Source organism: Pseudomonas sp. LB-090624, assembly GCF_003205205.1.
Lineage (GTDB): Bacteria > Pseudomonadota > Gammaproteobacteria > Pseudomonadales > Pseudomonadaceae > Aquipseudomonas.
The window spans coordinates 139,115-163,622 of sequence record NZ_QJRL01000009.1 but is presented as its reverse complement, the minus strand read 5'-3'; the positions used below and the strand labels follow the sequence as shown (position 1 = coordinate 163,622).

General features: G+C 62.2%; 23 protein-coding genes. 6 read left to right on the top strand and 17 right to left on the bottom strand.

Going from position 1 to position 24,508, the window contains the following annotated elements; genetic code table 11:
* Window positions 1-27: 27 nt before the first annotated feature.
* On the top strand, window positions 28-588 hold the full coding sequence (gene chrR / locus DMX11_RS11975) for a class I chromate reductase ChrR (RefSeq protein ID WP_110744719.1): 561 nt from the start codon (window positions 28-30) through the stop codon (window positions 586-588).
* A 41-nt stretch (window positions 589-629) separates the two neighbouring features.
* On the opposite strand, the gene DMX11_RS11970 is transcribed toward chrR, so the two are convergent.
* Entirely contained in the window at window positions 630-2,702 is a 2,073-nt protein-coding gene (locus tag DMX11_RS11970; protein WP_110744718.1) for a TonB-dependent receptor domain-containing protein, read from the bottom strand.
* 220 nt (window positions 2,703-2,922) lie between these two features.
* Here DMX11_RS11970 and DMX11_RS11965 point away from each other — a divergent pair, with 220 nt between their 5' ends.
* The 3 genes from DMX11_RS11965 to DMX11_RS11955 are packed head-to-tail and all read left to right on the top strand — an operon-like array spanning window position 2,923 to window position 3,885.
* A complete protein-coding gene (locus DMX11_RS11965; protein ID WP_110744717.1) occupies window positions 2,923-3,171 on the top strand; it encodes a helix-turn-helix transcriptional regulator in 249 nt (82 codons plus the stop codon).
* An 11-nt stretch (window positions 3,172-3,182) separates the two neighbouring features.
* A complete protein-coding gene (locus DMX11_RS11960) occupies window positions 3,183-3,530 on the top strand; it encodes a head completion/stabilization protein (protein WP_110744716.1) in 348 nt (115 codons plus the stop codon).
* Window positions 3,523-3,885, top strand: coding sequence for a hypothetical protein (locus tag DMX11_RS11955; protein ID WP_110744715.1), 363 nt, complete (start codon window positions 3,523-3,525; stop codon window positions 3,883-3,885). The genes DMX11_RS11960 and DMX11_RS11955 overlap by 8 nt, the downstream gene beginning before the upstream one ends.
* Here the strand turns inward: DMX11_RS11955 and DMX11_RS11950 are convergent.
* A complete protein-coding gene (locus tag DMX11_RS11950; protein ID WP_110744714.1) occupies window positions 3,882-4,250 on the bottom strand; it encodes a helix-turn-helix domain-containing protein in 369 nt (122 codons plus the stop codon). The two genes, DMX11_RS11955 and DMX11_RS11950, sit on opposite strands and share 4 nt — an antisense overlap.
* Window positions 4,251-4,450: 200 nt before the next feature.
* Between DMX11_RS11950 and DMX11_RS11945 the strand changes: the two genes are divergently transcribed.
* Window positions 4,451-4,714 carry an ogr/Delta-like zinc finger family protein gene (locus DMX11_RS11945; protein WP_110744713.1) on the top strand — a complete coding sequence of 88 codons (264 nt, stop codon included), beginning with the start codon at window positions 4,451-4,453 and terminating at the stop codon, window positions 4,712-4,714.
* Between the two features lie 63 nt (window positions 4,715-4,777).
* Here DMX11_RS11945 and nuoN read toward each other — a convergent pair whose 3' ends face one another.
* The 15 genes from nuoN to DMX11_RS11870 all read right to left on the bottom strand — a co-directional run bounded on the left by nuoN (window position 4,778) and on the right by DMX11_RS11870 (window position 23,205).
* On the bottom strand, window positions 4,778-6,247 hold the full coding sequence (nuoN, locus tag DMX11_RS11940) for an NADH-quinone oxidoreductase subunit NuoN (protein ID WP_110744712.1): 1,470 nt from the start codon (window positions 6,245-6,247) through the stop codon (window positions 4,778-4,780).
* Window positions 6,248-6,254: 7 nt separating this feature from the next.
* Entirely contained in the window at window positions 6,255-7,787 is a 1,533-nt protein-coding gene (nuoM, locus tag DMX11_RS11935; protein ID WP_110744711.1) for an NADH-quinone oxidoreductase subunit M, read from the bottom strand.
* Between the two features lie 40 nt (window positions 7,788-7,827).
* Window positions 7,828-9,681, bottom strand: a complete 1,854-nt coding sequence (gene nuoL / locus DMX11_RS11930; protein ID WP_110744710.1) for an NADH-quinone oxidoreductase subunit L — start codon at window positions 9,679-9,681, stop codon at window positions 7,828-7,830.
* Window positions 9,678-9,986 carry an NADH-quinone oxidoreductase subunit NuoK gene (nuoK, locus tag DMX11_RS11925; RefSeq protein ID WP_003251446.1) on the bottom strand — a complete coding sequence of 103 codons (309 nt, stop codon included), beginning with the start codon at window positions 9,984-9,986 and terminating at the stop codon, window positions 9,678-9,680. The genes nuoL and nuoK overlap by 4 nt, the downstream gene beginning before the upstream one ends.
* A 3-nt stretch (window positions 9,987-9,989) precedes the next feature.
* Window positions 9,990-10,490, bottom strand: coding sequence for an NADH-quinone oxidoreductase subunit J (gene nuoJ / locus DMX11_RS11920; protein ID WP_085625351.1), 501 nt, complete (start codon window positions 10,488-10,490; stop codon window positions 9,990-9,992).
* A 10-nt stretch (window positions 10,491-10,500) separates the two neighbouring features.
* Complete coding sequence (gene nuoI, locus DMX11_RS11915) at window positions 10,501-11,049, bottom strand: NADH-quinone oxidoreductase subunit NuoI (RefSeq protein WP_003251442.1); 549 nt, start codon at window positions 11,047-11,049, stop codon at window positions 10,501-10,503.
* 11 nt (window positions 11,050-11,060) lie between these two features.
* The gene (nuoH, locus tag DMX11_RS11910) at window positions 11,061-12,068 is read right to left on the bottom strand and encodes an NADH-quinone oxidoreductase subunit NuoH (RefSeq protein ID WP_029886631.1); all 1,008 of its coding nucleotides are present in this window, start codon (window positions 12,066-12,068) and stop codon (window positions 11,061-11,063) included.
* The gene (gene nuoG, locus DMX11_RS11905; RefSeq protein WP_110744709.1) at window positions 12,065-14,779 is read right to left on the bottom strand and encodes an NADH-quinone oxidoreductase subunit NuoG; all 2,715 of its coding nucleotides are present in this window, start codon (window positions 14,777-14,779) and stop codon (window positions 12,065-12,067) included. Before nuoG ends, nuoH begins: the two co-directional genes overlap by 4 nt.
* A 132-nt stretch (window positions 14,780-14,911) precedes the next feature.
* Window positions 14,912-16,273, bottom strand: coding sequence for an NADH-quinone oxidoreductase subunit NuoF (gene nuoF / locus DMX11_RS11900; protein ID WP_110744708.1), 1,362 nt, complete (start codon window positions 16,271-16,273; stop codon window positions 14,912-14,914).
* Entirely contained in the window at window positions 16,270-16,767 is a 498-nt protein-coding gene (gene nuoE / locus DMX11_RS11895; protein WP_003251433.1) for an NADH-quinone oxidoreductase subunit NuoE, read from the bottom strand. The genes nuoF and nuoE overlap by 4 nt, the downstream gene beginning before the upstream one ends.
* A gap of 2 nt (window positions 16,768-16,769) precedes the next feature.
* Complete coding sequence (gene nuoC, locus DMX11_RS11890; RefSeq protein WP_110744707.1) at window positions 16,770-18,551, bottom strand: NADH-quinone oxidoreductase subunit C/D; 1,782 nt, start codon at window positions 18,549-18,551, stop codon at window positions 16,770-16,772.
* A 79-nt stretch (window positions 18,552-18,630) separates the two neighbouring features.
* Window positions 18,631-19,308, bottom strand: a complete 678-nt coding sequence (locus tag DMX11_RS11885) for an NADH-quinone oxidoreductase subunit B family protein (RefSeq protein WP_003251429.1) — start codon at window positions 19,306-19,308, stop codon at window positions 18,631-18,633.
* Window positions 19,309-19,317: 9 nt separating this feature from the next.
* Complete coding sequence (locus DMX11_RS11880) at window positions 19,318-19,731, bottom strand: NADH-quinone oxidoreductase subunit A (protein WP_003251427.1); 414 nt, start codon at window positions 19,729-19,731, stop codon at window positions 19,318-19,320.
* Between the two features lie 894 nt (window positions 19,732-20,625).
* Window positions 20,626-21,951, bottom strand: a complete 1,326-nt coding sequence (gene aceA / locus DMX11_RS11875; RefSeq protein WP_110744706.1) for an isocitrate lyase — start codon at window positions 21,949-21,951, stop codon at window positions 20,626-20,628.
* Window positions 21,952-22,440: 489 nt separating this feature from the next.
* Window positions 22,441-23,205 carry a secretin N-terminal domain-containing protein gene (locus DMX11_RS11870; protein WP_177410739.1) on the bottom strand — a complete coding sequence of 255 codons (765 nt, stop codon included), beginning with the start codon at window positions 23,203-23,205 and terminating at the stop codon, window positions 22,441-22,443.
* Between the two features lie 124 nt (window positions 23,206-23,329).
* Here DMX11_RS11870 and DMX11_RS11865 point away from each other — a divergent pair, with 124 nt between their 5' ends.
* Window positions 23,330-24,484: a hypothetical protein gene (locus DMX11_RS11865; RefSeq protein ID WP_110744705.1), complete on the top strand. Its 1,155-nt coding sequence runs from the start codon at window positions 23,330-23,332 to the stop codon at window positions 24,482-24,484.
* Window positions 24,485-24,508: the final 24 nt, after the last annotated feature.

Here is a 24,508-nt window from a genome sequence, read left to right as displayed (position 1 = left end):
TTTACCCCGCAAAGGTTGGAAATTGCCATGAGCCAGGTGTATTCGGTAGCGGTTGTCGTCGGTAGCTTGCGCAAGGAGTCCTACAACCGCAAGGTAGCCCGCGCACTTTCGGAGCTGGCACCGTCCAGCCTTGCCCTGAAGATCGTCGAGATTGGCGATTTGCCGTTGTACAACGAAGATGTCGAAGCCGAAGGTGCGCCAGAAGCCTGGAAGCGCTTTCGCGAGGAGATCCGCCGCAGTGATGCGGTGCTTTTCGTCACCCCGGAATACAACCGTTCGGTGCCGGGCTGCCTGAAGAATGCCATTGATGTGGGCTCACGGCCTTATGGCCAGAGTGCCTGGGGCGGCAAGCCGACAGCGGTGGTGAGCGTGTCGCCGGGGGCTATTGGCGGGTTTGGAGCCAACCATGCCGTGCGTCAGTCGCTGGTGTTTCTGGACATGCCCTGCATGCAAATGCCCGAGGCCTACATAGGTGGCGCAGCGAGTCTGTTCGACGACGCCGGCAAGCTCAGCGACAAGACCCGGCCGTTCTTGCAGGCGTTTGTCGACAAGTTCGCTTCGTGGGTGAAGTTGAACCGGGCGGTTTGAGGCCTGTTCGTTTATGGGGGCCGCACAACGGCCCCGTCTGTTTAGCGGAAGCTGTAGGAAACCCCGGCATACACACCAAAGCCTTCGCCCGGTGTAGAGCGAGCGTTGTCGTTGCCGGCATCGTTGTAGGCCGGTGTCACCGTCGCTGCATAGCGCTTGTTGGTCAGGTTGCGCAGGTCCAGCCAGGTCTGCCAGTCCTGTTTCGGCGAATCCCAGCCAACGCGTGCCCCAAGCAAGGCATATTCGTCAGCGTGGTAGCTGTTGGCATAGTCCACCTGCACCTTCGAGGCCATCTGCGTATTCAACCCGGCATAAAAACCGCTCGGCCAGTCGTAGCGCAGTTCAGCCTGATAATAGTGCATGGGGATACCGGGCAGGCGGTTGTCGCCGAAGGTGTCGTCATCCCGGTAATGGAAGTCGCTGAAGGTGTAGGCCTGGCGCAAGCTCAGCTTGCCCGTGCCGGCGCGCTCCCACAGGGTGCTGTCGAGGCCAGCTTCGACGCCTTGGTGCACGGTGGCGCTGGCGTTGAACTCCGAGGTGAAGTTCGGCACCACCTCCACCGCCAGCAGCTCGTGGCGCACCTGCGAGTAGTACCAGGCCAGGTCCCAGCGGCCGATCGCCGAGTCGCCACGGGCGCCAAGTTCCAGGGTGGTGGCAGTCTGGTTCTGCATTTCGATCGGCTGAATCTGCTTGCCGCCAGTGCTTGGCGCGCTCCAGATCAGTGACCATGGGTGTGGCGGTTCGACCGAGCGGCTGAGGTTGCCGTACACCTGCAGATCCGGGCGGATGTCGTAGCGCAGCCCAACCCGTGGCGCGTAGTCCCAGTCATGCATGCTCACTTTGCCCCCTTCGGCGGGGTAGGTGACGTCACTTTCGCGGCGTGTGTAGATCATCGCCAGGCCGGTGGTCAGCCACAGGTTGGGCGCCAGCTCCAGGTCGTTGCCGGCATGCAGAACGGTATCTGAACCCTGGTAAGTGAAGTCGCGGGTACGTGCACCGAACACGTCGCCATTGCGCGCGAACTGCGAGGCGCCGCTGTTGGGCAGGTGCTTGGTGGTGCGCCAGCCGATGGTGGTCTTGCTTTCATGGCCGAACACCGTGTCGCGGCGGAAATAATTCAGCGTGCCGCTGACATCGGTGTAGGCCACTTTCAGGCGCATTGGGCCTTCGCGCAGGTCCATCGGGTAGTCGTGGTAGACCAGGCCAGCCTCAAGGCGTGCATCATCGTCGAGGTAGAAAGTGGTCTTGTTGCCGACCCAGGTGCTGCCAGGCTGTGGGCGGCTGTCGTCCCGGGCCAGATAGGCTGGGTTGGCCGCACGCGGGTGGTGCTTGATCTGGTCCTTGGTCAGGCGCCCGGCCAGTTCGTTTTCGGTCTCCCGGTAGCGCAGGTAAAAGCGCGTTTCCAGGTTCGGGTTGAAGCGGTAACCGACGTTGGCGGCAACGCCTTTGGCACTGCCGCTGCTGTGGTTCTGGTAGCCGTCATATTCCGAGTCGGTCAGGGCCACGTAATAGTCGAGGTTGCCCAGTACCTGGCCGGAGCTGATGTGGCGGTGCTGGTAGCCGCGGCTGCCGATTTCGTAGCGCACCTGCAGGGGGGCTGCGTCGTAGCCGGTGTGGGTGACATAGTTGATCGCGCCGCCCAAGGCCAGCGAGCCCTGGTCAAAGCCATTGGCGCCGCGCAGTATCTCTGCACGGCTCAGCCACAAGGGTTCGAACAGCTCGTAGGGGGTACCCCCAGGGCCGGTCAGCGGCAGGCCGTCGAACATCGTGTAAACGCCGGAGCCGTGAGCGCCTGGTGCACGGTTGATGCCCGAGCCGCGGATCGACAGCTTGATGCCATCATTGCCTGCCGATTGCGCGAATACCCCGGGCTGATAGGCCAGCACGTCCTGGTTGCTGGCCACCCGGCCTTGCCCGACGCGCTGCATGTCCACCAGGTTACTGGCGCCTGGCACTTCACGCAGGCGCTCACTGGCTGCCGTCAGCTCGTCCTGCTCTTCATCGGTGATCAACACCTGGCCCAGCTCGACCGAAGGTGCCGCCACGGCGGGCTGCGTGGCGCCAAAGGCAGCCAGCAGGCCAAGGCAGGAAGACAGGGGAAAAACGCAACGCATTGTACGACTCCAGGCGAAAGGCGAATGGACAACGGCGTTGAGACGAGCGAAATGCCGCTTGAAGCACGAAGGAATTCAGCAAATTTCGTGCAGCCTTCGTCAGACGGTTTTGTACGAAACTTCTTTACAAGCGGCTGCGCTGGAAGGCCCTGGCCTGTGCTTCGTAAGGTGACTGCAGATCGGCAGCGATGCCTCGCTCAACCACCTGCGGAGTTCAATCATGACTGACAATGCTCGACACTCGCTGCAACACCCGGCGGACGCTCCGGTTCGCTTGACGCCACGTGAACAGCAGGTGCTGTTGTGGTGTGCCTATGGCAAAAGCTCGTGGGAGATAGGCCAGATCCTGGCGTGCAAGGAGTCGACCGTGAACTTTCATGTGTCCAACATCCTGCGCAAGTTCGATGTGCCTACGCGGGTGGCGGCAGTGATCAAAGCCATCCGCTACGGCATGCTGGCAGAGCAGTGAGGGGGTGATGCATGGGTAACGATCCTCGGCTGCCACGCTTTGCCGATAGCCACGACCCGTTCTGGCCGCGGGTGGACCTCGGCAGGCTACGTGAACGCCTGCAACTGCAAGAGTCTGTCAGTGAGGTTGCACTGGAAGTGGCGGCCCGCTGTGCGGCCATCGACGCAGCACGCGAATTCGCTCGCTGGCGGTCAGTTTTGCGAGATCGGGGCTACAAGCGCCTCGAAGATGTCGCCGGGCACGAGCATGGGCGTGCCTTGCGGGTGTGCTACATCCGGTTTGTCGAAGGAGCGGTGATGTACAGCTTGCGTTCGGCGGCCTGCCAGCCGGTTCCAAGAGGAGGAAAGCCCAATGCCTGAGCAGTCGCTTCTGGATGAACTGGCCGCGGCCGTGATGGCGCTGCTGGGTGTGGATGGCAATGTACTGTTCGCTGCGCTGCTGGGGGCATTGCTGGTCAGTGCGGCGCGCGATCGATTGATCACCAATACAGACAAGCGCCTGACGCTGAGCAAGAAATTGCTGTTGGTGTTCGTCACCGTGGGTGTGGGGCACCTGTTCGAGCCACTGGTTTCGTCACTGTTGCCACTGTTGACCCGTGGCATGGCGGCATTCGTGGCTGCCGTGGTGGTGATCCCCATCAGCCTGAAGGTCATGGTGCTAGTGGACACGCTCGACCCGCGTGAACTGCTTCAGCGCTGGCGGCGGCGGGGTTAGCCGCCAAGCTCACTCAACTGCTGTTCCAGTTGCTGGATACGCTGCTTGTCCTTAATGAACAGCAGGATGGCCTGTCGATCACTGGGCGATAGCGTACGCAGACGCTCAAGCATGTCGCATTCCCAACCTGTTTCATCAGGGCCTGCGGGGTGCTGCTCAGGCTGCCCCAGCAACAGCCAGTCCAGTGAACAATCATGTTGCTTGGCAATATCGATGCAAAGTGAGTACGGAATGCTGTCGCGCACCTTCCAGCTGCTCAAGGTTTGCGGGCTCACCGACAGTGCACGGGACAGCTCGGCATCAGACTGCGAGCCGGTCAGCAACTTAAGGCGCGTGAGCACCGCAGCAAGTACGTGAGTACTCATAACAAATATCCATGACTGGTTTATTGATATTCCATGGGCTTAAACTACTCGTTATGAATACAGCCCTGCGTTTTAAGGAGCATATCTGCAATGAGAAACATCAAACTGAAGAATAGACTTAGCTTTGCAGCTAATACTGACACAGCCAAGCGAGCATTCTCACAGAAGATGAAGCTGAACAGTGCTTGCAGGTACTTGCCGTGAGTACTTACAAGCTGGTTTGCCCGCATTGCCATAGCCGGATGCGCATACGCACCAGCGAAGGGCGACATATTTTCCTGCGCATCGCTTATTTGCAATGCACAACCGAGGCATGTGGCTGGTCGGTGCGTGCCGAGTTCGAAATGACCCATGAGCTCTCTCCCAGTGGCATGCCCAACCCGGAAGTCTACCTGCCTTCGGCCAATGGTGATTTGCGCAAGGCCGCGTTGCCGGGAGCAGGGCAAGGTAGCCCTGGTGAATGAGCCAGCAACTGGCGCAAAAAAAAACACCCCGCATAAGCGGGGTGTCTTGTATTGCCGGGGCAATCAGCCGATCAGTTGCAGGCCTGCCTGCTGGACCAGTTCCAGCAGTGGTTGTGGGTAGACACCGAGCACGAAGGCAAGAATGGCGATGGCCAGCAGCATGACGCCACCGGTGCGCTGTTCCCACTTCAGTGGGGCGTCGTGGCGACGCAGGTTCGGTTCGACCAGGTACAGGGTGACCATGACGCGCAGGTAGTAGTACACGCCGATGGCGCTGCCGATCACCAGGGCACCGACCAGCCACCACAAGTGCGACTCGACGCCGGTGGCGATGATGTAGAACTTGCCGATGAAGCCGGCAGTCAGCGGGATGCCCGCCAGCGACAGCATCATCACGGTCAGTACGGCAGTCAGGTACGGACGGCGCCAGAACAGGCCGCGGTACTCGTACAGCGCATCGGCGTCACGGCCGGCGTAAGGCGAGGACATCAAGGTGATGACACCGAAGGCGCCCAGGCTGGTGATCACGTAGGTGACCAGGTACACGCCCATGGCTTCCAGGGCCAGGCCCTTGCTGGCTACCAGGGCGATGAGCAGGTAGCCAAAGTGGGCGATCGACGAGTAACCGAGCAGGCGCTTGAGGTTGCTCTGGGTCAGTGCCAGCAGGTTACCGACCAGGATCGAGGCGACCGCAATGACTGCCAGTACGGTGCTCAGCACGCCGCTGCTGGCGGCAGGGGAGAGCATGAACAGGCGCACGACCACAGCGAACACCGCGACCTTGCTGGCGGTGGCCAGGAACGCGGCGACCGGTGCTGGAGCGCCTTCGTACACGTCCGGGGTCCACAGGTGGAAGGGTACCAGCGACAGCTTGAAGGCCAGGCCGACCAGCATCATGCCCAGGCCCAGCTGGGCCACCAGGCTTGGCATGCTGGTGGCGGCCAGGGCCTTGCCGATCTGGTCAAAGCTCAGGCTGCCAGCGTCGGCGTACAGCAGGGCCATGCCGAACAGCAGGAAGGCCGAGCCTGCGGCCGACAACACCATGTACTTGATGCCGGCTTCCAGCGAACGCTTGTTGAAGAACGCATACGCCACCAGGCCGTAGACTGGCACCGACAGCAGCTCCAGGCCGATGAACAGGCCAGCCAGGTGGTTGGCGCTGACCAGCACCAGCCCACCAAGGGCCGACATCAGCAGCAGCAGGTAGAGTTCTTCACGGTTGCCCGGGAAACCCTTGGAGCCTTCGCCAAGGTAGGCGTGGGCGAGGGTGACGCAGGCCAGCGTTGCCACCAGGACAATCGCCATGTACAGGCAGGCGAACTTGTCGATGGTGAGCAGCGGGGTGACCGCCAGCGGCGCGACCTTCAGCGCCGGCAGGATCGACAGCAGGGCCAGGTTCAGGCCCACGGTGGACAGCAGGAAGGTTTGCGAGTGGTTGCGCTTCCAGGCGATCGCCAGCATCACTACCACCGTGGTGATGGTGGTGATCAGCATCGGCGCCAATGCGATGAAGTGTTGAGTGGTGAATTCCATAGCGCTCTTACCGGGCCGAAGCGAGTTGAGTGAAAGCGGAACCGAGCCACTGCTGCACACCACTCATGGTGGCGGCAGAGGTGTCGAGGAACGGCTGCGGATACACGCCCAGCAGGATCAGCAATACCGCCAGGCCCAGCACCATGATCAGTTCGCGACCGTCCATGCCGGCCAGCACGGTGTCGGTCTTGGCCGGGCCGAAGTAGGCGCGGTGGATCATGATCAGCGAGTACACCGAACCGAACACCAGGCCGGTGGTGGCAATCACGGTGATCCACGGTACATGCACGAAGCTGCCGAGCAGGATCAGGAACTCGCCGACGAAGTTGCCGGTGCCTGGCAGGCCCAGCGATGCAGCGGCGAAGAACAGGCTGATGGCGGGCAGGTAGGCGATGCGGTGCCACAGGCCACCCATCTGGCGCATGTCACGGGTGTGCAGGCGTTCGTACAACTGGCCGGACAGGATGAACAGCGCGGCAGCCGACAGGCCGTGGGCCAGCATCTGAATCACCGCGCCTTGCAGAGCCTGCTGGCTGCCGGAGTAAATACCGATCAGCACGAAGCCCATGTGCGAGACGCTGGAGAAGGCGATCAGGCGCTTGATGTCGGTTTGCGCGAAGGCCAGGAAGGCACCATAGAAGATACCGATCAGGCCCAGGGTCATGGCAATTGGCGCGAACTCGGCCGAGGCGTTCGGGAACAGCGGCAGGGCGAAGCGCAGCAGGCCGTAGGCTGCAGTCTTCAGCAAGATACCGGCCAGGTCCACGGAGCCTGCGGTGGGTGCCTGGGCATGAGCGTCAGGCAGCCAGGAGTGGAACGGCACTACCGGCAGCTTCACCGCGAAGGCGATGAAGAAGCCCAGCATCAGCACGTATTCCACGCCCGCTGGCAGCTCGGCCTTGAGCAGGTCGCTGTAGTTGAAGGTGAGCACGCCGGTGGTGTTGTAGTTGACCAGTACCAGGCCCAGGATCGCCACCAGCATGATCAGGCCGCTGGCCTGGGTGAAGATGAAGAACTTGGTCGCCGCGTAGATCCGGGTCTTCTTGCCGTCTGCCGAGCTGTGACCCCAGAGCGCGATGAGGAAGTACATCGGCACCAGCATCATTTCCCAGAAGAAGAAGAACAGGAACAGGTCCAGGGCCAGGAACACACCGACCACGCCGCCGAGGATCCACATCAGGTTGAGGTGGAAGAAGCCGACGTGACGCTGGATTTCTTTCCAGGAACACAGTACCGACAGCACACCGAGCAGGCCGGTGAGCAGGATCATCAGCAGCGACAGGCCGTCGAGGGCCAGGTGGATGCTGATGCCGAAGCGCTGGATCCACTGGACTTTGTATTCCACGGCCCAGGCCGGTTCGGCGCCCGGAGCGGGAGCGAGCGTGTAGTCGCCGGTGCCCCAGAGGTACAGGCCAATGCCGAGCAGCAGGGACATGGTCAGCAGCGCGATCCAGCGCGGCAGGGTGGCGCCGAAGCGCTCACCCAGCCAGCACAGGAAGCCGCCGATGAAGGGGATCAGGATCAGCCAAGGCAAAATCATGACGGGTTGGTTTCCTTTGGCAAAGTCGCAAGATTCATAGTCATACCGCAGCCACTACCACGGCACCGAGTACCAGCACGGCACCCACGGCGATAGAGGCGGTGTACCAGCGCAGCTGGCCAGTCTCGGTCTTGCTCATGGCGACATGGCCGCCACGCGCCATCCGCGGAATCAGGCCGATGGTGCGGTCAACCGGGTCCTTGCGCAGGATGTGGCTGATCAGCAGGTACGGTTTGACGAAGAGCTTGTCGTAGATCCAGTCGAAGCCCCAGGCAGCGAACCACCAGGCCGACAGGACACGACCGATGCCGCTGTTGGCAACGGCGCTGACGAAGCTGCGCTTGCCCAGGAACAGCAGGGCCGACAGCAGGATGCCGGCGATGGCGATGGCACCCGAGGTGATCTCCAGCGCATGTTTGGCTTCGCCACCGGCATGGCCGGCGCTTTCAGGCAGCACGCCTGCCAGCGGCGGGGTGATCCAGGCACCGACGAAGGTCGACAGCACGATCAGCACGCCCAGCGGCAGCCAGTGGCTGATGCCGTGGCCGGCGTGGGCTTCGGTCTTGGCTTCGCCGTGGAAGGCGATGAAGATCAGGCGGAAGGTGTACAGCGAGGTCATGAATGCACCGACCAGGCCGGCGTACAGCAGGCCGGTGTTGCCACTGGCGAACGCTTCCCAGAGGATCTCGTCCTTGGAGTAGAAGCCCACGGTCACGATCGGCAGGGCGGCCAGGGCGGCACCACCGACCACGAAGCTGGCGTAGGCCAGCGGCAGTTTCTTCCACAGGCCGCCCATCTTGAAGATGTTCTGCTCGTGGTGGCAGGCAACGATCACCGCACCCGACGCGAGGAACAGCAGGGCCTTGAAGAAGGCGTGGGTCATCAGGTGGAAGATCGCCGCGTCCCAGGCACCTACGCCCAGGGCCAGGAACATGTAGCCGATCTGGCTCATGGTCGAGTAGGCGAGGATACGCTTGATGTCGGTCTGCACCAGCGCGGCGAAGCCGGCCAGTACCAGGGTCACGCCACCCACCACGCCTACCAGGTGCAGGATGTCCGGCGCCAGCAGGAACAGGCCGTTGGTACGGGCAATCAGGTACACGCCCGCAGTCACCATGGTGGCGGCGTGGATCAGTGCCGAAACCGGTGTCGGGCCCGCCATCGCGTCGGCCAGCCAGGTCTGCAGTGGCAGCTGCGCCGATTTACCGACGGCACCACCCAGCAGCATCAGTGTGGCCAGGACCATCCAGGTGTCACCCGCCTGGAACTTCTGCGGTGCCAGCACCAGCAGCTCCTGCACGTTCAGGGTGCCCAGCTGGGCGAACAGGATGAACAGGCCGATGGCCATGAACACGTCGCCGATACGGGTGACGATGAACGCCTTGAGTGCGGCGTTACCGTTGTTGCGGTTGCTGTAGTAGAAACCGATCAACAGGTACGAGCACAGGCCCACGCCTTCCCAGCCGAAGTAGATGAACAGCAGGTTATCGCCCAGGATCAGGAACAGCATGCTGGCGATGAACAGGTTGGTGTACGAGAAGAAGCGCGAGTAGCCGGCTTCGCCACGCATGTACCAGGAAGCGAACAGGTGGATCAGGAAGCCGACACCGGTCACCACGCCAAGCATGGTCACCGACAGGCCGTCCAGGTACAGGGTGAAGTTCGGCGCGAAGCCGTCTACCGACATCCACTGCCACAGCAGCTGGCTGTACGCGCCGCCTTCAGGCGGGGCGACGTTGAATTGCCAGATGAGGTACGCGGCCGTTGCCGCCGACAGGCCTACCGAGCCGACGCCGATCAGGGCGGACAGGTTCTCCGAGAACCGTCCGCGCGAGAACGACAGCAGCAGGAAGCCGATGAGGGGAAAGACGAAAGTCAGGAAGAGAAGGTTCATCCGCGCATCTCACTGGCAGCATCGATGTCGAGAGTGTGGAAGCGGCGATACAGCTGCAGCAGGATGGCCAGGCCAATGCTGGCCTCGGCCGCTGCCAGGCTGATCACCAGAATGAACATCACCTGGCCGTCGGGCTGGACCCAGCGGGCACCGGCGACGACGAACGCCAGGGCAGAGGCGTTCATCATGACTTCCAGGCTCATGAGCACGAAGAGGATGTTGCGGCGGACCATCAGGCCAACCAGACCTAAGCAGAACAGGATGCCGGCGACTGCCAGACCATGCTCGAGAGGGATAGCACCCATGATTTACTCCTTCGCCTCGTTGCGGCCCAGGTGGAAGGCAGTGACGGCTGCAGCCAGCAGCAGCATCGACGCCAGTTCGACCACCAGCAGGTACGGGCCGAACAGGCTGATACCGACTGCTTTCGGGCCCACGGTGGTACCGCTGATGCCGGCGCCACTCGGGGTGACGAACAGCACGTACAGCAGCTCAGCCAGCAGCAGGGCGCCGAGGATTACCGGCCCGGCCCAGATGCCGGGCTTGAGCCAGCCGCGTTCCTGGGCGACCGAGGCCGGCCCGAGGTTGAGCATCATCACCACGAACACGAACAGCACCATGATGGCGCCGGCGTAGGCGATCACTTCCAGGGCGCCGGCGAACGGCGCACCCAGGGAGAAGAAGATCATGGCCACGGAAATCAGCGAAATGATCAGGTAAAGCAAGGCGTGCACGGGGTTGGTGCCGGTCACCACCCGAAGGGTGGAGACCACGGCGATCCCGGATGCGAAGTAGAAAGCGAATTCCATCTTTCTGTCCTTATGGGAGCAAGCTCTTCACGTTGATCGGCTCGGCTTCGTTCTGTGCAGAGCCCTTTGGCTTGCCAGCGATTGCCATACCCGCAACACGGTAGAAGTTGTAGTCAGGGTTTTTGCCGGGGCCGGAGATCAGCAGATCTTCTTTCTCGTACACCAGGTCCTGACGCTTGAACTCGGCCATTTCGAAATCCGGAGTCAGCTGGATCGCGGTGGTCGGGCACGCTTCTTCACACAGGCCGCAGAAGATGCAGCGCGAGAAGTTGATGCGGAAGAACTCCGGGTACCAGCGACCGTCCTCGGTCTCGGCCTTCTGCAGCGAGATGCAGCCAACCGGGCAGGCCACCGCGCAGAGGTTGCACGCTACGCAGCGCTCCTCGCCATCGGGGTCGCGGGTGAGGACGATGCGGCCGCGGTAGCGCGGCGGCAGGTACACGGGTTCTTCTGGGTACTGCAGGGTATCGCGCTTGCGGAACCCGTGGGAGAACACCATGGCCAGGCTGCGCAGCTGAGTGCCGGTGCCCTTAACGATGTCGCCGATATACTTGAACATGGGTCAAATCCTCACTGGGCCGCGACGGCTGGCGTGTTGTAGAGCACGAGCGCAGCGGTCACCAGCAAATTGATCAGGGTCAGCGGCAGGCAGAACTTCCAGCTGAAGTCCATCACCTGGTCATAGCGTGGGCGCGGGATCGAGGCGCGCAGCAGGATGAACAGCATGATGAAGAACGCGGTCTTCAGGGCGAACCACAGGAACGGCAGTTGCGGCAGGATGCCGAACGGGCCGTGCCAGCCGCCGAAGAACAAGGTCACCAGCAGCGCCGAGATGAGGATGATGCCGATGTATTCACCGACGAAGAACATGCCCCACTTCATGCCGGCATACTCGATGTGGTAGCCGTCGGCCAGTTCCTGTTCCGCTTCTGGCTGGTCGAACGGGTGACGGTGAGTCACGGCGACGCCAGCGATGAAGAAGGTACAGAAGCCGAAGAACTGCGGAATGATGAACCACAGGTTCTGGGCCTGATACTCAACGATGTCGCGCATGTTGAACGAGCCCACCTGGACCACCACGCCCATCAGCGCCAGGCCCAGGAACACTTCGTACGACACAGTCTGTGCCGAAGCACGCAAGCTGCCCAGCAGGGCGTACTTGTTGTTCGACGACCAGCCGGCGAACAGCACCGCGTAGACCGACAGACCGGCCATGGCGAAGAAGAACAGCAGGCCGATGTTCAGGTCGGCAACGCCCCAGCCCGGTGTGATCGGGATGATCGAGAAGCCGATCAGCAGGGCGCTCATGGCCACGACCGGTGCCAGGGTGAAGATCATCTTGTCGACGAAGGGCGGGTTCCAGTCTTCCTTGAAGAACATCTTCAGCATGTCGGCGGCGATCTGGAACATGCCGAACGGGCCGACACGGTTCGGACCGTAGCGGTCCTGCCACCAGCCCAGCAGGCGGCGCTCGACGAAGCTGAGCAGGGCGCCGCAGACCACCACGGCCAGCAGGACCACGATGGCCTTGACGACCTGGATGATCACGTCGATCACTTCGGGGGTGAACCAGCTCATTGTGCTGCCTCCTGCAGACCTTCGACGGATGCACCGAAGATGGCAGGCGGGATGCCGGCCAGGCCTTTCGGCAACGCGACCAGGCCAGCGCCCAGCTCTTCATTGATACGCAGCGGCAGGCGCAGGGCCACACCGGCGACGTTCAGGCTCAGCAGGGCGCCCTCGTTGACGCCCAGGCGGTCGGCTTCGGACTTGGCCAGGGCCACGTAGGCAGCCGGGATGCGCTGTTGCACCGGGGCGGCGCGCGAGGAGCTTTCTTCGCTGCCGAACAGGTGGAAGAACGGCACGGCAGTCCAGGTGCCACGGGCCGGGTTGAACGCGCCCGGAATGGCGTTGAACCAGTTCAGGCGGTCGCCTTGCGACTCGATCAGGCGCACGCCTGGGTCACCGGCACGCAGGTGACCACCGACCTCGTCCTGAAACTTGTTCCAGGCTTGTGGCGAGTTCCAGCCCGGCGACCAGGCGAACGGCACCTGCTGGCGCGGTTCGGCCGAGCCCGAGTAGCCTTCCATGGAGAAGGCGAACGCGGTGTCCTTGTCTTGCGGGGTGCGTGGCTCGTGCACGCTGATGTTGGCGCGCATGGCGGTACGGCCGGAGTAGCGCAGCGGCTCACGGGCCAGTTTCATGCCCTTGATGCGGAACGCAGCGCTCGGCGCGGCGTTGACGATGCCGGCCAGTTGCGGAGCGGCTTCGGCGCAGGCGCTGGTGACGTGGTCCAGCTGGGTCCAGTCGACCGGCTTGTTCAGCAGGGTGGCACGCAGGGCGTGCATCCAGCGCCAGCCTTCGTGGATCTGGATGCTGCTGTCCAGGTACTGCGGGTCGAACACCTGGAAGAAGCGCTGGGCACGGCCTTCCTGGCTGACCAAGGTACCGTCGCCTTCGGCGAACGAGGCGGCTGGCAGCACCAGGTGGGCGCGGTCGACCGTCGGGGTTTTCGAGTGGTCGGCAACGATCACTACCTTGGCCGCTGCCAGGGCTGCGTCGACCTTGGCCGCCGGTACGCGGGCGTACAGGTCGTTTTCCAGCACCACGATGGCGTCGGCCTTGCCGCTGATGACGGCGTCCAGCGCGGCGTCGACGGACTCGCCGCCGAGCATGGCCAGGCCAATACTATTGGCCTCAGGCACCACCAGGCTCAGCGAACCGTCCTTCTCGCGCAGCTTCAGGGCTTTGGCGATGTTGGCGGCGGCTTCGATCAGCGCTGGGTCGGCCAGCGACGTACCGGCAACGACCAGTGGACGCTTGGCGGCGACCAGGGCGTCGGCGATGCGCTGGGCCAGGGCCTTGGCTTCGTCGTCCAGGCCGGCGACGGCAGGGGCGCTCGGGTCGATGGCGTGGGCCACGGCGAAACCGATGCGGGCCAGGTCCGCCGGGGCGGCGTGCACGCATTCTTCGGCGACGTCGTCCAGCTTGGTTTCAGCCAGGGAGGCGATGAACAGCGGGTACAGCGCGTGCTGGCCGATGTTCTTCACGGCAGCGTCGAGCCAAGGCTGCACCTTCATCGCTTCGGCCATGGCCTCGGCCTTGCCCTTGGTGGCCTGGCGGACGGCCAGGGCGACGCGGGCAGCGGTCTGGGTCAGGTCTTCGCCGAGGACGAACACGGCGTCGTGGTCTTCGATGTCGCGCAGGGTCGGTACTGGCAGCGGGCTGTTGTTCAGCACGTTCAGCGCCAAGCGTACGCGGGCCAGTTCGCCAGCTTCCATGCCCGAGTAGAAGTACTCGGCACCGACCAGCTCACGCAGGCCGTAGTTGCTTTCGAGGCTGGCGCGTGGCGAGCCGATACCGACGATGGTACGACCGCGCAGCAGGTCGGCTGCCTTGTCCAGGGCGGCGTCCAGGCCCAGCTTGGTGCCGTCGGCCAGCTGTGGCTGGCGTGGGCGGTCCTTGCGGTTGACGTAGCCGTAGCCGAAGCGGCCGCGGTCGCACAGGAAGTACTGGTTGACCGAACCGTTGAAGCGGTTTTCGATGCGGCGCAGCTCGCCGTAACGCTCACCCGGGCTGATGTTGCAGCCGCTTGAGCAGCCGTGGCAGATGCTTGGGGCGAACTGCATGTCCCACTTGCGGTTGTAGCGCTCGGAGTGGGTCTTGTCGGTGAACACGCCGGTCGGGCAGACCTCGGTCAGGTTGCCGGAGAACTCGCTTTCCAGCACGCCGTCTTCGACGCGGCCGAAGTACACGTTGTCGTGGGCGCCGTAGACGCCCAGGTCGGTACCACCGGCGTAGTCCTTGTAGTAGCGCACGCAACGGTAGCAGGCGATGCAGCGGTTCATCTCATGGGCGATGAACGGGCCGAGGTCCTGGTTCTGGTGGGTACGCTTGGTGAAACGGTAGCGGCGCTCATTGTGGCCGGTCATTACCGTCATGTCCTGCAGGTGGCAGTGACCGCCTTCCTCGCAGACCGGGCAGTCGTGCGGGTGGTTCGTCATCAGCCATTCGACGACGCTGGCGCGGAACGCCTTGGACTCGTCATCGTCGATGGAGATCCAGGTGCCGTCGGAGGCGGGGGTCATGCAGGACATGACGATACGACCACGGGTGTCGTTCTCGTCGGTGTACTGCTTGACCGCACATTGCCGGCAGGCGCCGACGCTACCGAGCGCCGGGTGCCAGCAGAAATAAGGGATATCGAGGCCGAGCGACAGACACGCCTGTAACAGGTTGTCCGCACCGTTGACTTCGAGCGCTTTGCCGTCTACGTGGATAGTGGCCATTGTTCAAAGTTCTTCGTTGGCCCGCGTGAGCGGGCGTGGCTAATGGAAATCTGTGAGCCTGCGGCACGCCACACTTCATGCGGGCCGGCCGACAGGCTGGCGGGTGGCACGGACCACCCGCGTTCTATCTTGTTATGCGCCTACCACAATGGGCTTCGCCAGGTTCGGGCGCAGGGTGCCAGCGCTTTCCGGTGCTACACCGGCCTCGAACTCCGAGCGGAAGTATTTGATGGCGCTGCCCAACGGCTCCACCGCCCCCGGTGCGTGAGCACAGAAGGTACGGCCCGGGCCGAGGAAGTTGACCAGCCCCAGCAGCGTCTCGATGTCTTCGGCGCGGCCTTGGCCGTTTTCCAGTGCGCGCAGCATCTTCACGCTCCACGGCAGGCCGTCACGGCATGGGGTGCACCAGCCGCACGATTCGCGGGCAAAGAACTCTTCCATGTTGCGCAGCAGCGACACCATGTTGACGCTGTCGTCGACCGCCATGGCCAGGCCGGTGCCCATACGGGTGCCGACCTTGGCGATCCCGCCGGCGTACATCTGCGCGTCGAGGTGCTCGGGCAGCAGGAAGCCGGTACCGGCGCCGCCTGGCTGCCAGCACTTGAGCTTGAAGCCATCACGCATGCCACCGGCATAGTCTTCGAACAGCTCGCGGGCGGTAACGCCGAATGGCAGTTCCCACAGGCCTGGGTTCTTCACCTTGCCGGAGAAGCCCATCAGTTTGGTGCCATGGTCCTCGCTGCCTTCACGGGCCAGCGACTTGTACCAGTCGTTGCCGTTGGCGACGATGGCCGGCACGTTGCACAGGGTTTCGACGTTGTTCACGCACGTCGGCTTGCCCCACACGCCAACCGCGGCAGGGAAGGGCGGCTTGGAGCGCGGGTTGGCGCGGCGGCCTTCCAGGGAATTGATCAGTGCGGTTTCTTCACCGCAGATGTAGCGGCCGGCACCGGTATGCACGAACAGCTCGAAATCGAAACCGCTGCCGAGGATGTTCTTGCCCAGCAGGCCCGCGGCCTTGGCTTCATCGATGGCACGGTTGAGGTTTTTCGCCGCGGTGGTGTATTCGCCACGCAGGAAGATGTAGCCACGGTAGGCCTTCAGGGCGCGGGCGCTGATCAGCATGCCCTCGACCAGCAGATGGGGCTGTTGCTCCATCAGCATGCGGTCCTTCCAGGTGTTCGGCTCCATTTCGTCCGCGTTGCACAGCAGGTAGCGGATGTTCATGGATTCGTCTTTGGGCATCAGGCCCCACTTCACGCCAGTGGGGAAGCCCGCGCCGCCACGGCCCTTGAGGCCCGAGTCCTTGACGCTTTGCACGATGTCGTCGGCGGACATTTGCGCCAACGCCTTGCGGGCAGCGGCGTAGCCGTTCTTCGATTCATACTCGGCCAGCCATACCGGCTCGCCGTCGTCGCGCAGGCGCCAGGTCAGCGGGTGGGTTTCGGCCGTGCGCGCAATGCGGTTGGCCGGGCCGAAGGAAGTAATGGTCATACGTAACCCTCCAGCAATTTGGAAACGCCAGCCGGCTGCACGTCACCGAAGGTGTCGTCGTCGATCATCAGCGCCGGGGCCTTGTCGCAGTTGCCCAGGCAGCACACCGGCAGCAGGGTGAAGCGGCCGTCGGCGGTGGTCTGGCCGAGGCCGATGCCCAGCTCGCTCTGAATCTGGCTGACCACCGACTCGTGGCCGCCGATGTAGCAGACCATGCTGTCGCACACGCGGATGATGTGGCGGCCGACAGGCTGACGGAAGATCTGGCTGTAGAAGGTGGCCACACCCTCGACATCGCTGGCCGGGATGCCCAGCACTTCGCCGATGGCGTGGATGGCGCCGTCCGGCACCCAGCCACGTTCCTTCTGGACGATCTTCAGGGCTTCGATGGACGCCGCGCGCGGGTCTTCGTAGTGATGCATCTCGTGCTCGATGGCCGAGCGCTCGGTTTCGCTCAGGGCGAAACGGTCTGTCTGGATAAGCGTGCTGTTCATGCTTAGCGGTCCACGTCAGCCATAACGAAGTCGATACTGCCCAGGTACGCAATGAGGTCCGCGACCATGCTGCCTTTGATCACCGAAGGGATCTGCTGCAGGTGCGGGTAGCTCGGGGTACGGATCCGGGTGCGGTAGCTCATGGTGCCGCCATCGCTCGTCAGGTAGTAACTGTTGATGCCCTTGGTCGCCTCGATCATCTGGAACGACTCGTTGGCCGGCATGACCGGGCCCCACGAGACTTGCAGGAAGTGCGTGATCAGGGTTTCGATGTGCTGCAGGGTGCGCTCTTTCGGCGGCGGCGTGGTCAGCGGGTGATCCGCTTTGTACGGGCCTTCCGGCATGTTGCGCAGGCACTGGTCGATGATGCGGATACTCTGGCGCATCTCCTCGACACGGACCATGCAGCGATCGTAGGCATCGCCGTTGTGGGCCAGCGGTACTTCGAACTCGAAGTTCTCGTAGCCGGAGTAAGGGCGCGCCTTGCGCAGGTCGAAGTCGCAACCGGTGGAGCGCAGGCCGGCACCGGTGGTGCCCCAGGCCAGGGCGTCCTTGGTGTTGTACGCGGCAACGCCGATGGTACGGCCCTTGAGGATACTGTTCTGCAGGGCAGCCTTGGTGTATTCGTCAAGGCGCTTGGGCAGCCATTCGACGAAGTCCTTGACCAGCTTGTCCCAGCCGCGTGGCAGGTCGTGGGCGACGCCACCGATGCGGTACCAGGCCGGGTGCAGGCGGAAACCGGTGATGGCCTCGATCACGGTGTAGGCGCGCTGGCGGTCGGTGAAGGTGAAGAACACCGGGGTCATGGCGCCAACGTCCTGGATATACGTACCCAGGAACAGCAGGTGGCTGGTGATGCGGAAGAACTCGGCCAGCATGATGCGGATCACGTCGACCTTCTGCGGCACCTTGATGCCCGCCAGCTTCTCGACCGCGAGCACGTACGGCAGGTTGTTCATTACCCCGCCGAGGTAGTCGATACGGTCGGTGTAGGGGATGAAGCTGTGCCAGGACTGGCGCTCGGCCATTTTCTCGGCACCACGGTGGTGGTAGCCGATGTCCGGTACGCAGTCGACGATCTCTTCACCATCCAACTGCAGGACGATCCGGAACGCACCGTGCGCCGACGGGTGGTTGGGGCCGAGGTTGAGGAACATGTAGTCCTCGTTCGCGCCCTGGCGTTTCATGCCCCAGGCTTCCGGGTTGAACCGCGCCGACTCTTCTTCAAGCTGCTGCTTGGCCAGGGTCAGGCTGTAGGGGTCGAACTCGGTGGCACGGGCTGGGTAGTCCTTGCGCAGAGGGTGACCTTCCCAGGTCGGCGGCATCATGATGCGGCTGAGGTGCGGGTGGCCGGCAAAGTCGATGCCGAACATGTCCCAGACTTCGCGCTCATACCAGTTGGCGTTCGGCCAGATACCGGTCACCGATGGCAGGTTCAGGTCGCCTTCGCTGAGGGAGACCTTGATCATCACGTCACTGTTACGCTCGACCGACAGCAGGTGGTAGAACACGCTGAAGTCGGCGGCAGGCAGGCCGCGGCGCTGGGTGCGCAGGCGTTCGTCGACGCCGTGCAGGTCGTACAGCATGCTGTATGGCTTGGCCACGCCGCGCAGGAAGCTGAGCACCTCTTTCAGCTGGGCGCGCTTGACCCACAGCACGGGCATGCCGGTGCGGGTTTCCTGGGCGACGAATGCTTCGGCGCCAAAACGGTTATGCAGTTCGACGACCACATCCTGGTCGTCAGCCTTGTAGGGCGGAATGAAAATAGCGTTGTCCGCTGTCATGGTCTCGGTCGCTTTGGGTCAACGTTAAGAATGAAGCCAGGCCGCCAGCTCCCAGGGGAGCGGGCGGCAGGTCGCTGGATCAGACTTCGTCGGGGCTGCGCAGGTTGGTTACGGCAATGCGCTGCTCACGACGCAGGTCTTTCTGGGCTGGCATCTCGGCACGGTAAATACCTTGATCACCAACAACCCAGGAAAGCGGGCGTCGTTCTTGGCCGATCGACTCCTGCAGCAGCATCAAGCCTTGCAGGAAAGCCTCAGGGCGTGGCGGGCAGCCAGGCACATAGACGTCCACGGGGAGGAACTTGTCGACCCCCTGAACGACCGAGTAGATGTCGTACATGCCACCGGAGTTGGCGCACGAACCCATGGAGATAACCCATTTTGGTTCGAGCATCTGCTCGTACAGGCGCTGGATGATCGGCGCCATTTTCACGAAGCAGGTACCGGCAATGACCATGAAGTCGGCCTGACGCGGCGAGGCCCGGATGACTTCGGCGCCGAAGCGGGCGATGTCGTGGGGTGCCGTGAATGCCGTGGTCATTTCCACGTAGCAGCAGGACAGGCCGAAGTTGTACGGCCAGAGGGAGTTCTTGCGACCCCAGTTGACCGCGCCACGCAGCACATCTTCGAGCTTGCCCATGAAGATGTTCTTGTGGACCTGGTCCTCTAGCAGCTGATCGGTGACGGTTTCCCGTTCACCGACCGGGTACTGCTCGTTGGGCGCATCCGGATCGATTCTGGTGAGATTGTATTGCATGCCAAAGCCTCATTGTTTCAGCTTCGCTTGCCGCTTGCGGCGACCTTCGGGAGCCCAATCAAGTGCCCCGACGCGCCATAGGTAGACAAGACCTGCCAACAGAATTGCTATGAAAACGAGTGCTTCGACGAACCCGGTCCAGCCGCTTTCGCGGACGGACACAGACCATGCAAAGAGAAAGAGGGCTTCGATATCGAAGATCACGAACAGCATCGCGACCAGATAGAATTTGGCGGACAGGCGCAGGCGGGCGCTGCCGACGGGCAGCATGCCGGATTCGAAGGGTTCGTTCTTGGCGCGGCCCCAGGCCTTGCTACCGAGCAGGCTGGACAGGCCGAGCATGAAGGCACACAGGCCGACGACACCCAGGAGGAAGATGGCAAAGCCCCAGTTGTGGGCGATGAGTCCTGCCGAATCGGACATGCTAGAAATCCTTATACAGAGACCCAGCTCTGCAGTCTGAAATAAGTGTAGAGCGGCGACGTGGTGTCGCAGGTGCAGTGACCAAATGTCGCAGCTGAATCAATCGCGCTGATTTTATGGGTAAACCTGGTGCAAGTAAAATTTCTGTAGCAAATTTATTCGTAGGATTAAGTACAAAAGCCGCTTCTAACTGCCTGAAAGCCTTGATATTCGGGCATTGCGTGCGCTTTTGTTAATTATGTTTCTTGCAAGTGGTAACGAATCATGGTTGTCGTAATGATAATTAATATCATTTGACCTGACGTCTATTAATTGGGCTGTTCTGCGACTTGTAAAGTTCATCTGGCGATTCCCCCTACTTGCAAATGCGAAAGGCTCGTGTTCTAGCAGCTTTCAGCGCCGCTTGCACCGCTCTGGATCAATACTTTGAAGCATGGGCGGTGCTAGCGGCTGTGGCCTCAAGCATAGACGTGATTGAGGGTTTTGCTGGTGATGCCGGTGGACAGCGTGAGGGGGCATGGGTATGGCGGAAGGAATGCAGCGCCTATGAGATCGAGCGCCGCCCGCGCGGCGCATCGCGAGCTGCGCTCGCTCCTACGTTTTTTTTTGGCCAGTAACGCCTGTGGCAGGCGCACGCGACCGTCTTGTTTGTACGGCACGATATCGAGTCATGCCCCAAGGCGTTCGCGCGCAAATCCCATAGGAATAATTGGCCCGAAACGAACGTAGGAGCGAGCGCAGCTCGCGATGCGCCGCGCGGGCGGCGCTCGGTCTCACGGGCGCTGAAGATGCTGTGGCGAACACCTCTCAGCCCAGGCGCATTTCAAAGGCACGTCAAAAAGAAAGCCCGGAGCTTTCACAAGCCCCAGGCCTTCGTTCAACAGCACCCCCCTATCAGTGGAACTGCTCTTCCTCGGTCGAACCGGTCAGTGCAGTCACGGACGATGCGCCACCCTGGATCACAGTGGTCATGTCGTCGAAGTAACCGGTACCCACTTCCTGCTGGTGCGCGACGAAGGTGTAGCCCTTGTTCGCGTCAGCGAACTCCTGCTCCTGCAGCTTCACGTAGGCAGTCATGTCGTTGCGGGCATAGTCGTGTGCCAGGTTGAACATGCCGTGCCACATGTTGTGAATACCGGCCAGGGTGATGAACTGGTGCTTGTAGCCCATGGCCGACAGTTCGCGCTGGAACTTGGCGATGGTGGCGTCGTCCAGGTTCTTCTTCCAGTTGAAGGAAGGCGAGCAGTTGTACGACAGGATCTGGTCCGGGTACTCCTTCTTGATCGCTTCGGCGAAGCGGCGGGCTTCGTCCAGGTCCGGCTTGGCGGTTTCGCACCAGATCAGGTCGGCGTAAGGGGCATACGCCAGGCCGCGGGCAATGGCCTGGTCGAGGCCGGCGCGAACTTTGTAGAAGCCTTCACGGGTGCGCTCGCCAATCACGAACGGTTGGTCGTACGGGTCGCAGTCGCTGGTCAGCAGGTCGGCGGCGTTGGCATCGGTACGGGCCAGGATGATGGTCGGTACACCCGACACGTCAGCTGCCAGGCGCGCTGCTACCAGCTTCTGTACGGCTTCCTGAGTCGGCACCAGCACCTTGCCGCCCATGTGGCCGCATTTTTTCACCGAGGCCAGCTGGTCTTCGAAGTGCACGCCAGCGGCGCCCGCCTCGATCATGTTCTTCATCAGCTCGTAGGCGTTCAGCACGCCGCCGAAACCGGCTTCGGCGTCAGCCACAATGGGCGCGAAGTAGTCGATGTAGCCGTCGTCGCCCGGGTTCTTGCCGGCTTTCCACTGGATCTGGTCGGCGCGGCGGAAGGCGTTGTTGATGCGTTTGACCACGGTGGGTACCGAGTCGACCGGGTACAGCGACTGGTCAGGGTACATGGACTCGGCCGAGTTGTTGTCGGCGGCAACCTGCCAGCCGGACAAGTAAATGGCCTGGATGCCCGCTTTTACCTGCTGCACTGCCTGGCCGCCGGTCAGGGCGCCCATGCAGTTGACGAAATCTTTTTCTGGGCGGAAGGATGGGTGGGCACCCTCGGTGACCAGCTTCCACAGTTTTTCTGCACCCTGGCGGGCAAAGGTGTGCTCAGGTTGCACGGAGCCACGCAGGCGAACGACATCAGCGGCGGTGTAGGTACGGGTCACGCCTTTCCAGCGCGGGTTCTCGGCCCAGTCTTTCTCGAGGGCTGCAATTTGCTGTTCGCGTGTCAGTGCCATGGAAATAAACCTCGTCGCATCGATCTTGGGTTAATTGTGCTGATGCTCGGAGCAGATCAGGTGCCTGGCGGCTGTCCTGTTCGCAGGAATGCGGCGGCGAACGCGAAGGCTCGAAGGGGAAGGGGGGCAGGCCAGGCGAAGGTGTGCTCCGGCAGGTCGGCTCGTGGTTGCCTTGCTGCGGTGCTACGCGATTGCCAGTACTGCGGTGATGCGCTTCCGTCCCTCGGGACAACTTCTTCGTTGCAGTCGCAATCCCGTCGAACCGCCTTGTGGGCCGTATAGACACGAGGCGCCTCCAGGGGTGGGAGGAGTGCGCCTCGAAGGCCCTTGCCAGGGCCCCTGATTAGCGGGAGCGAGGCCATCATGCCCTTGGGAAAAAGACCCTGTCAAATGTTTTGTAGTGGATTTTTGTGCTTACTACATCTTTGGTCTAATGCGACCTGTCAGTCAGTTTCAAGGCCTTTGGTCGAGGCCTTGAATTGCCTGGGATCAGTCGAGGAGGTCGACTTTTACACGCAAAGTCATGTTTTCACCGCGCTGAGTGCTGTAAGTACGGCTTGACGTGCTGCCTTCGGCTTGGCTCTGCTGGTTGTAGCCTGCCAAAGTGATCCATTCGCCGAGCTTGCCGGTGACTGTTGTGTCGGTGCTTTGCACTTTCACTACATCCGCACGTTCCGGGCTGATGCGGTCATTATTGGTGCTGATTTGCAGACGAACCCTGTCACCGCTCAAACTTGGCGTGACGTAGAAACCCTGGGTTACATTGCGGTATTCGGTGTTGCTCTGTATGCGCCCATAGCCGTCGGTACTGGTGCTGGTAATCGGGATGCTCTGGCCAACCTGAATGAGCGCAGGCTGGCCCTCGCTGGCCTGAACCTGCTGCATGCCGCCGTCACGGTTGCTGGTGCCGTAGCGGATGACGCGTGCGTTGCCGCGGTTGTCCTGGAAGTTGCTGTCGTTATTGTCAACGCTGATCAGCAGGCGCTTGGGTGCGGTGTCCAGCTGTTGCAGCAAGGCGCGCAGGTCGCCGATGCGCTCGGGGCTGGCGTTGACGATCAGTTTGTTCTCGAAGGCGCTGACCGTGCCGTCCTTGCCGATGAAGGCCTGTGCGGCGGGGAGTAATTCGGCGCTGGCGCGGTGCTGCAGCGGCAACACCTCGGTGGCGGCCTGGGCGGCGAGGCTGGCAACCAGCAGCAGGGAAGTGAAAAGGGGGCGTAGCGGCATGTCCATGATCTCCGCAGGTGGAATGAACATGATGGCAAATTTGCCGGCTTCCTGCCGGGTCTGGATCGCGCCGGCGGTGTTCAGGGGATCGTATTATCCGGATTTATCCTTTAGGCTATAAATTATAGTATGCAAGATAATTCAGGATAATAAGATGGCTCCCGTTCGCCCGCTTCTTCGCCGTGATCAACTGGCCAACGCGCTAGCCCAGGACCTGGCAGGCGAGTCGCTGATCGATTACAGCGCTGGCATGTTCCTGGCCGCGCCCCGGCGCACGGGCAAGAGCACCTTCCTCAACAACGACTTGATACCGGAATGCATACGGCGCGGCTGGCGACCGGTTTACGTGGATCTGTGGTCGGACCGCGACGCCGCCCCGGCGCAGCTCATCAGCGGCGCCATCGGCACTGCGCTGGCCAGGACTGCGAAAAAGGCCGGTATCGAAAAAATAAACCTGCTGCGCACCCTGAGCTGGGATTTCACCCGCCCGCATCTGCCCGCGGGTACTACCTTGGCGCAGGCACTTTCCGTGTTGCATCAAGTGTCAGGGCAGATGGTAGTGCTGATCATCGACGAGGCTCAGCACGCCCTTAACAGCGAAGATGGCCTCAATGCGATGTTCGCGCTGAAAGCAGCGCGTGACCATCTCAACCGTGGCGACGGTCCGGACGGCTTGCGCCTGGTGTTCACAGGCTCCAGCCGCGACAAGCTGGCCAACCTGGTACTCAAGAGCAAGCAGCCGTTTTTTGGTGCCACCATCACGCCCTTCCCGTTACTGGGGCGTGAATATGTCGAATTTATCACGGGCTTGTGGAACCAGCGCCTGGCCGATAGCAATCAGTTCAAGGTCGAGGACCTGGCGTATGCTTTCGATCTGGTCGGCCGTCGCCCGGAAATGCTCAACAAGCTGTTGGCCGAAGTCAGCGTCGGCCTGGGTGAGGCGGGCAACTTGGGCGATCTGCTGCGCACTGGCGCACTCAACCATCAGGCTGGTGTGTGGAGTGACTACGAAAGTGCCTGGAACGAGCTTTCGCCGTTGCAGCAGGCGGTGCTTGAGGTCATGGCCGAGCGCACGCTGGGCCGACATCCGTTTTCGCCGTTCACAGAGCAGACCTTGATCGACATCAGACGCAAGCTGGAGCAGGCCCAGGCAGAAGTCAACGCCAATACGCCTAACGTGCAGAAGGCCCTCGATGCCCTGCGCGACAAGGAGCTGGTGTGGAAGGCCAATCGTGGTGAGTACGCGCTGGAGGATGCTTCCATGGCTGAATGGCTTGCCCGCGACAAGGCAGTTGCTGGCCGTAGATGAACCTTTGAGTTGTGCCGCCAGTCG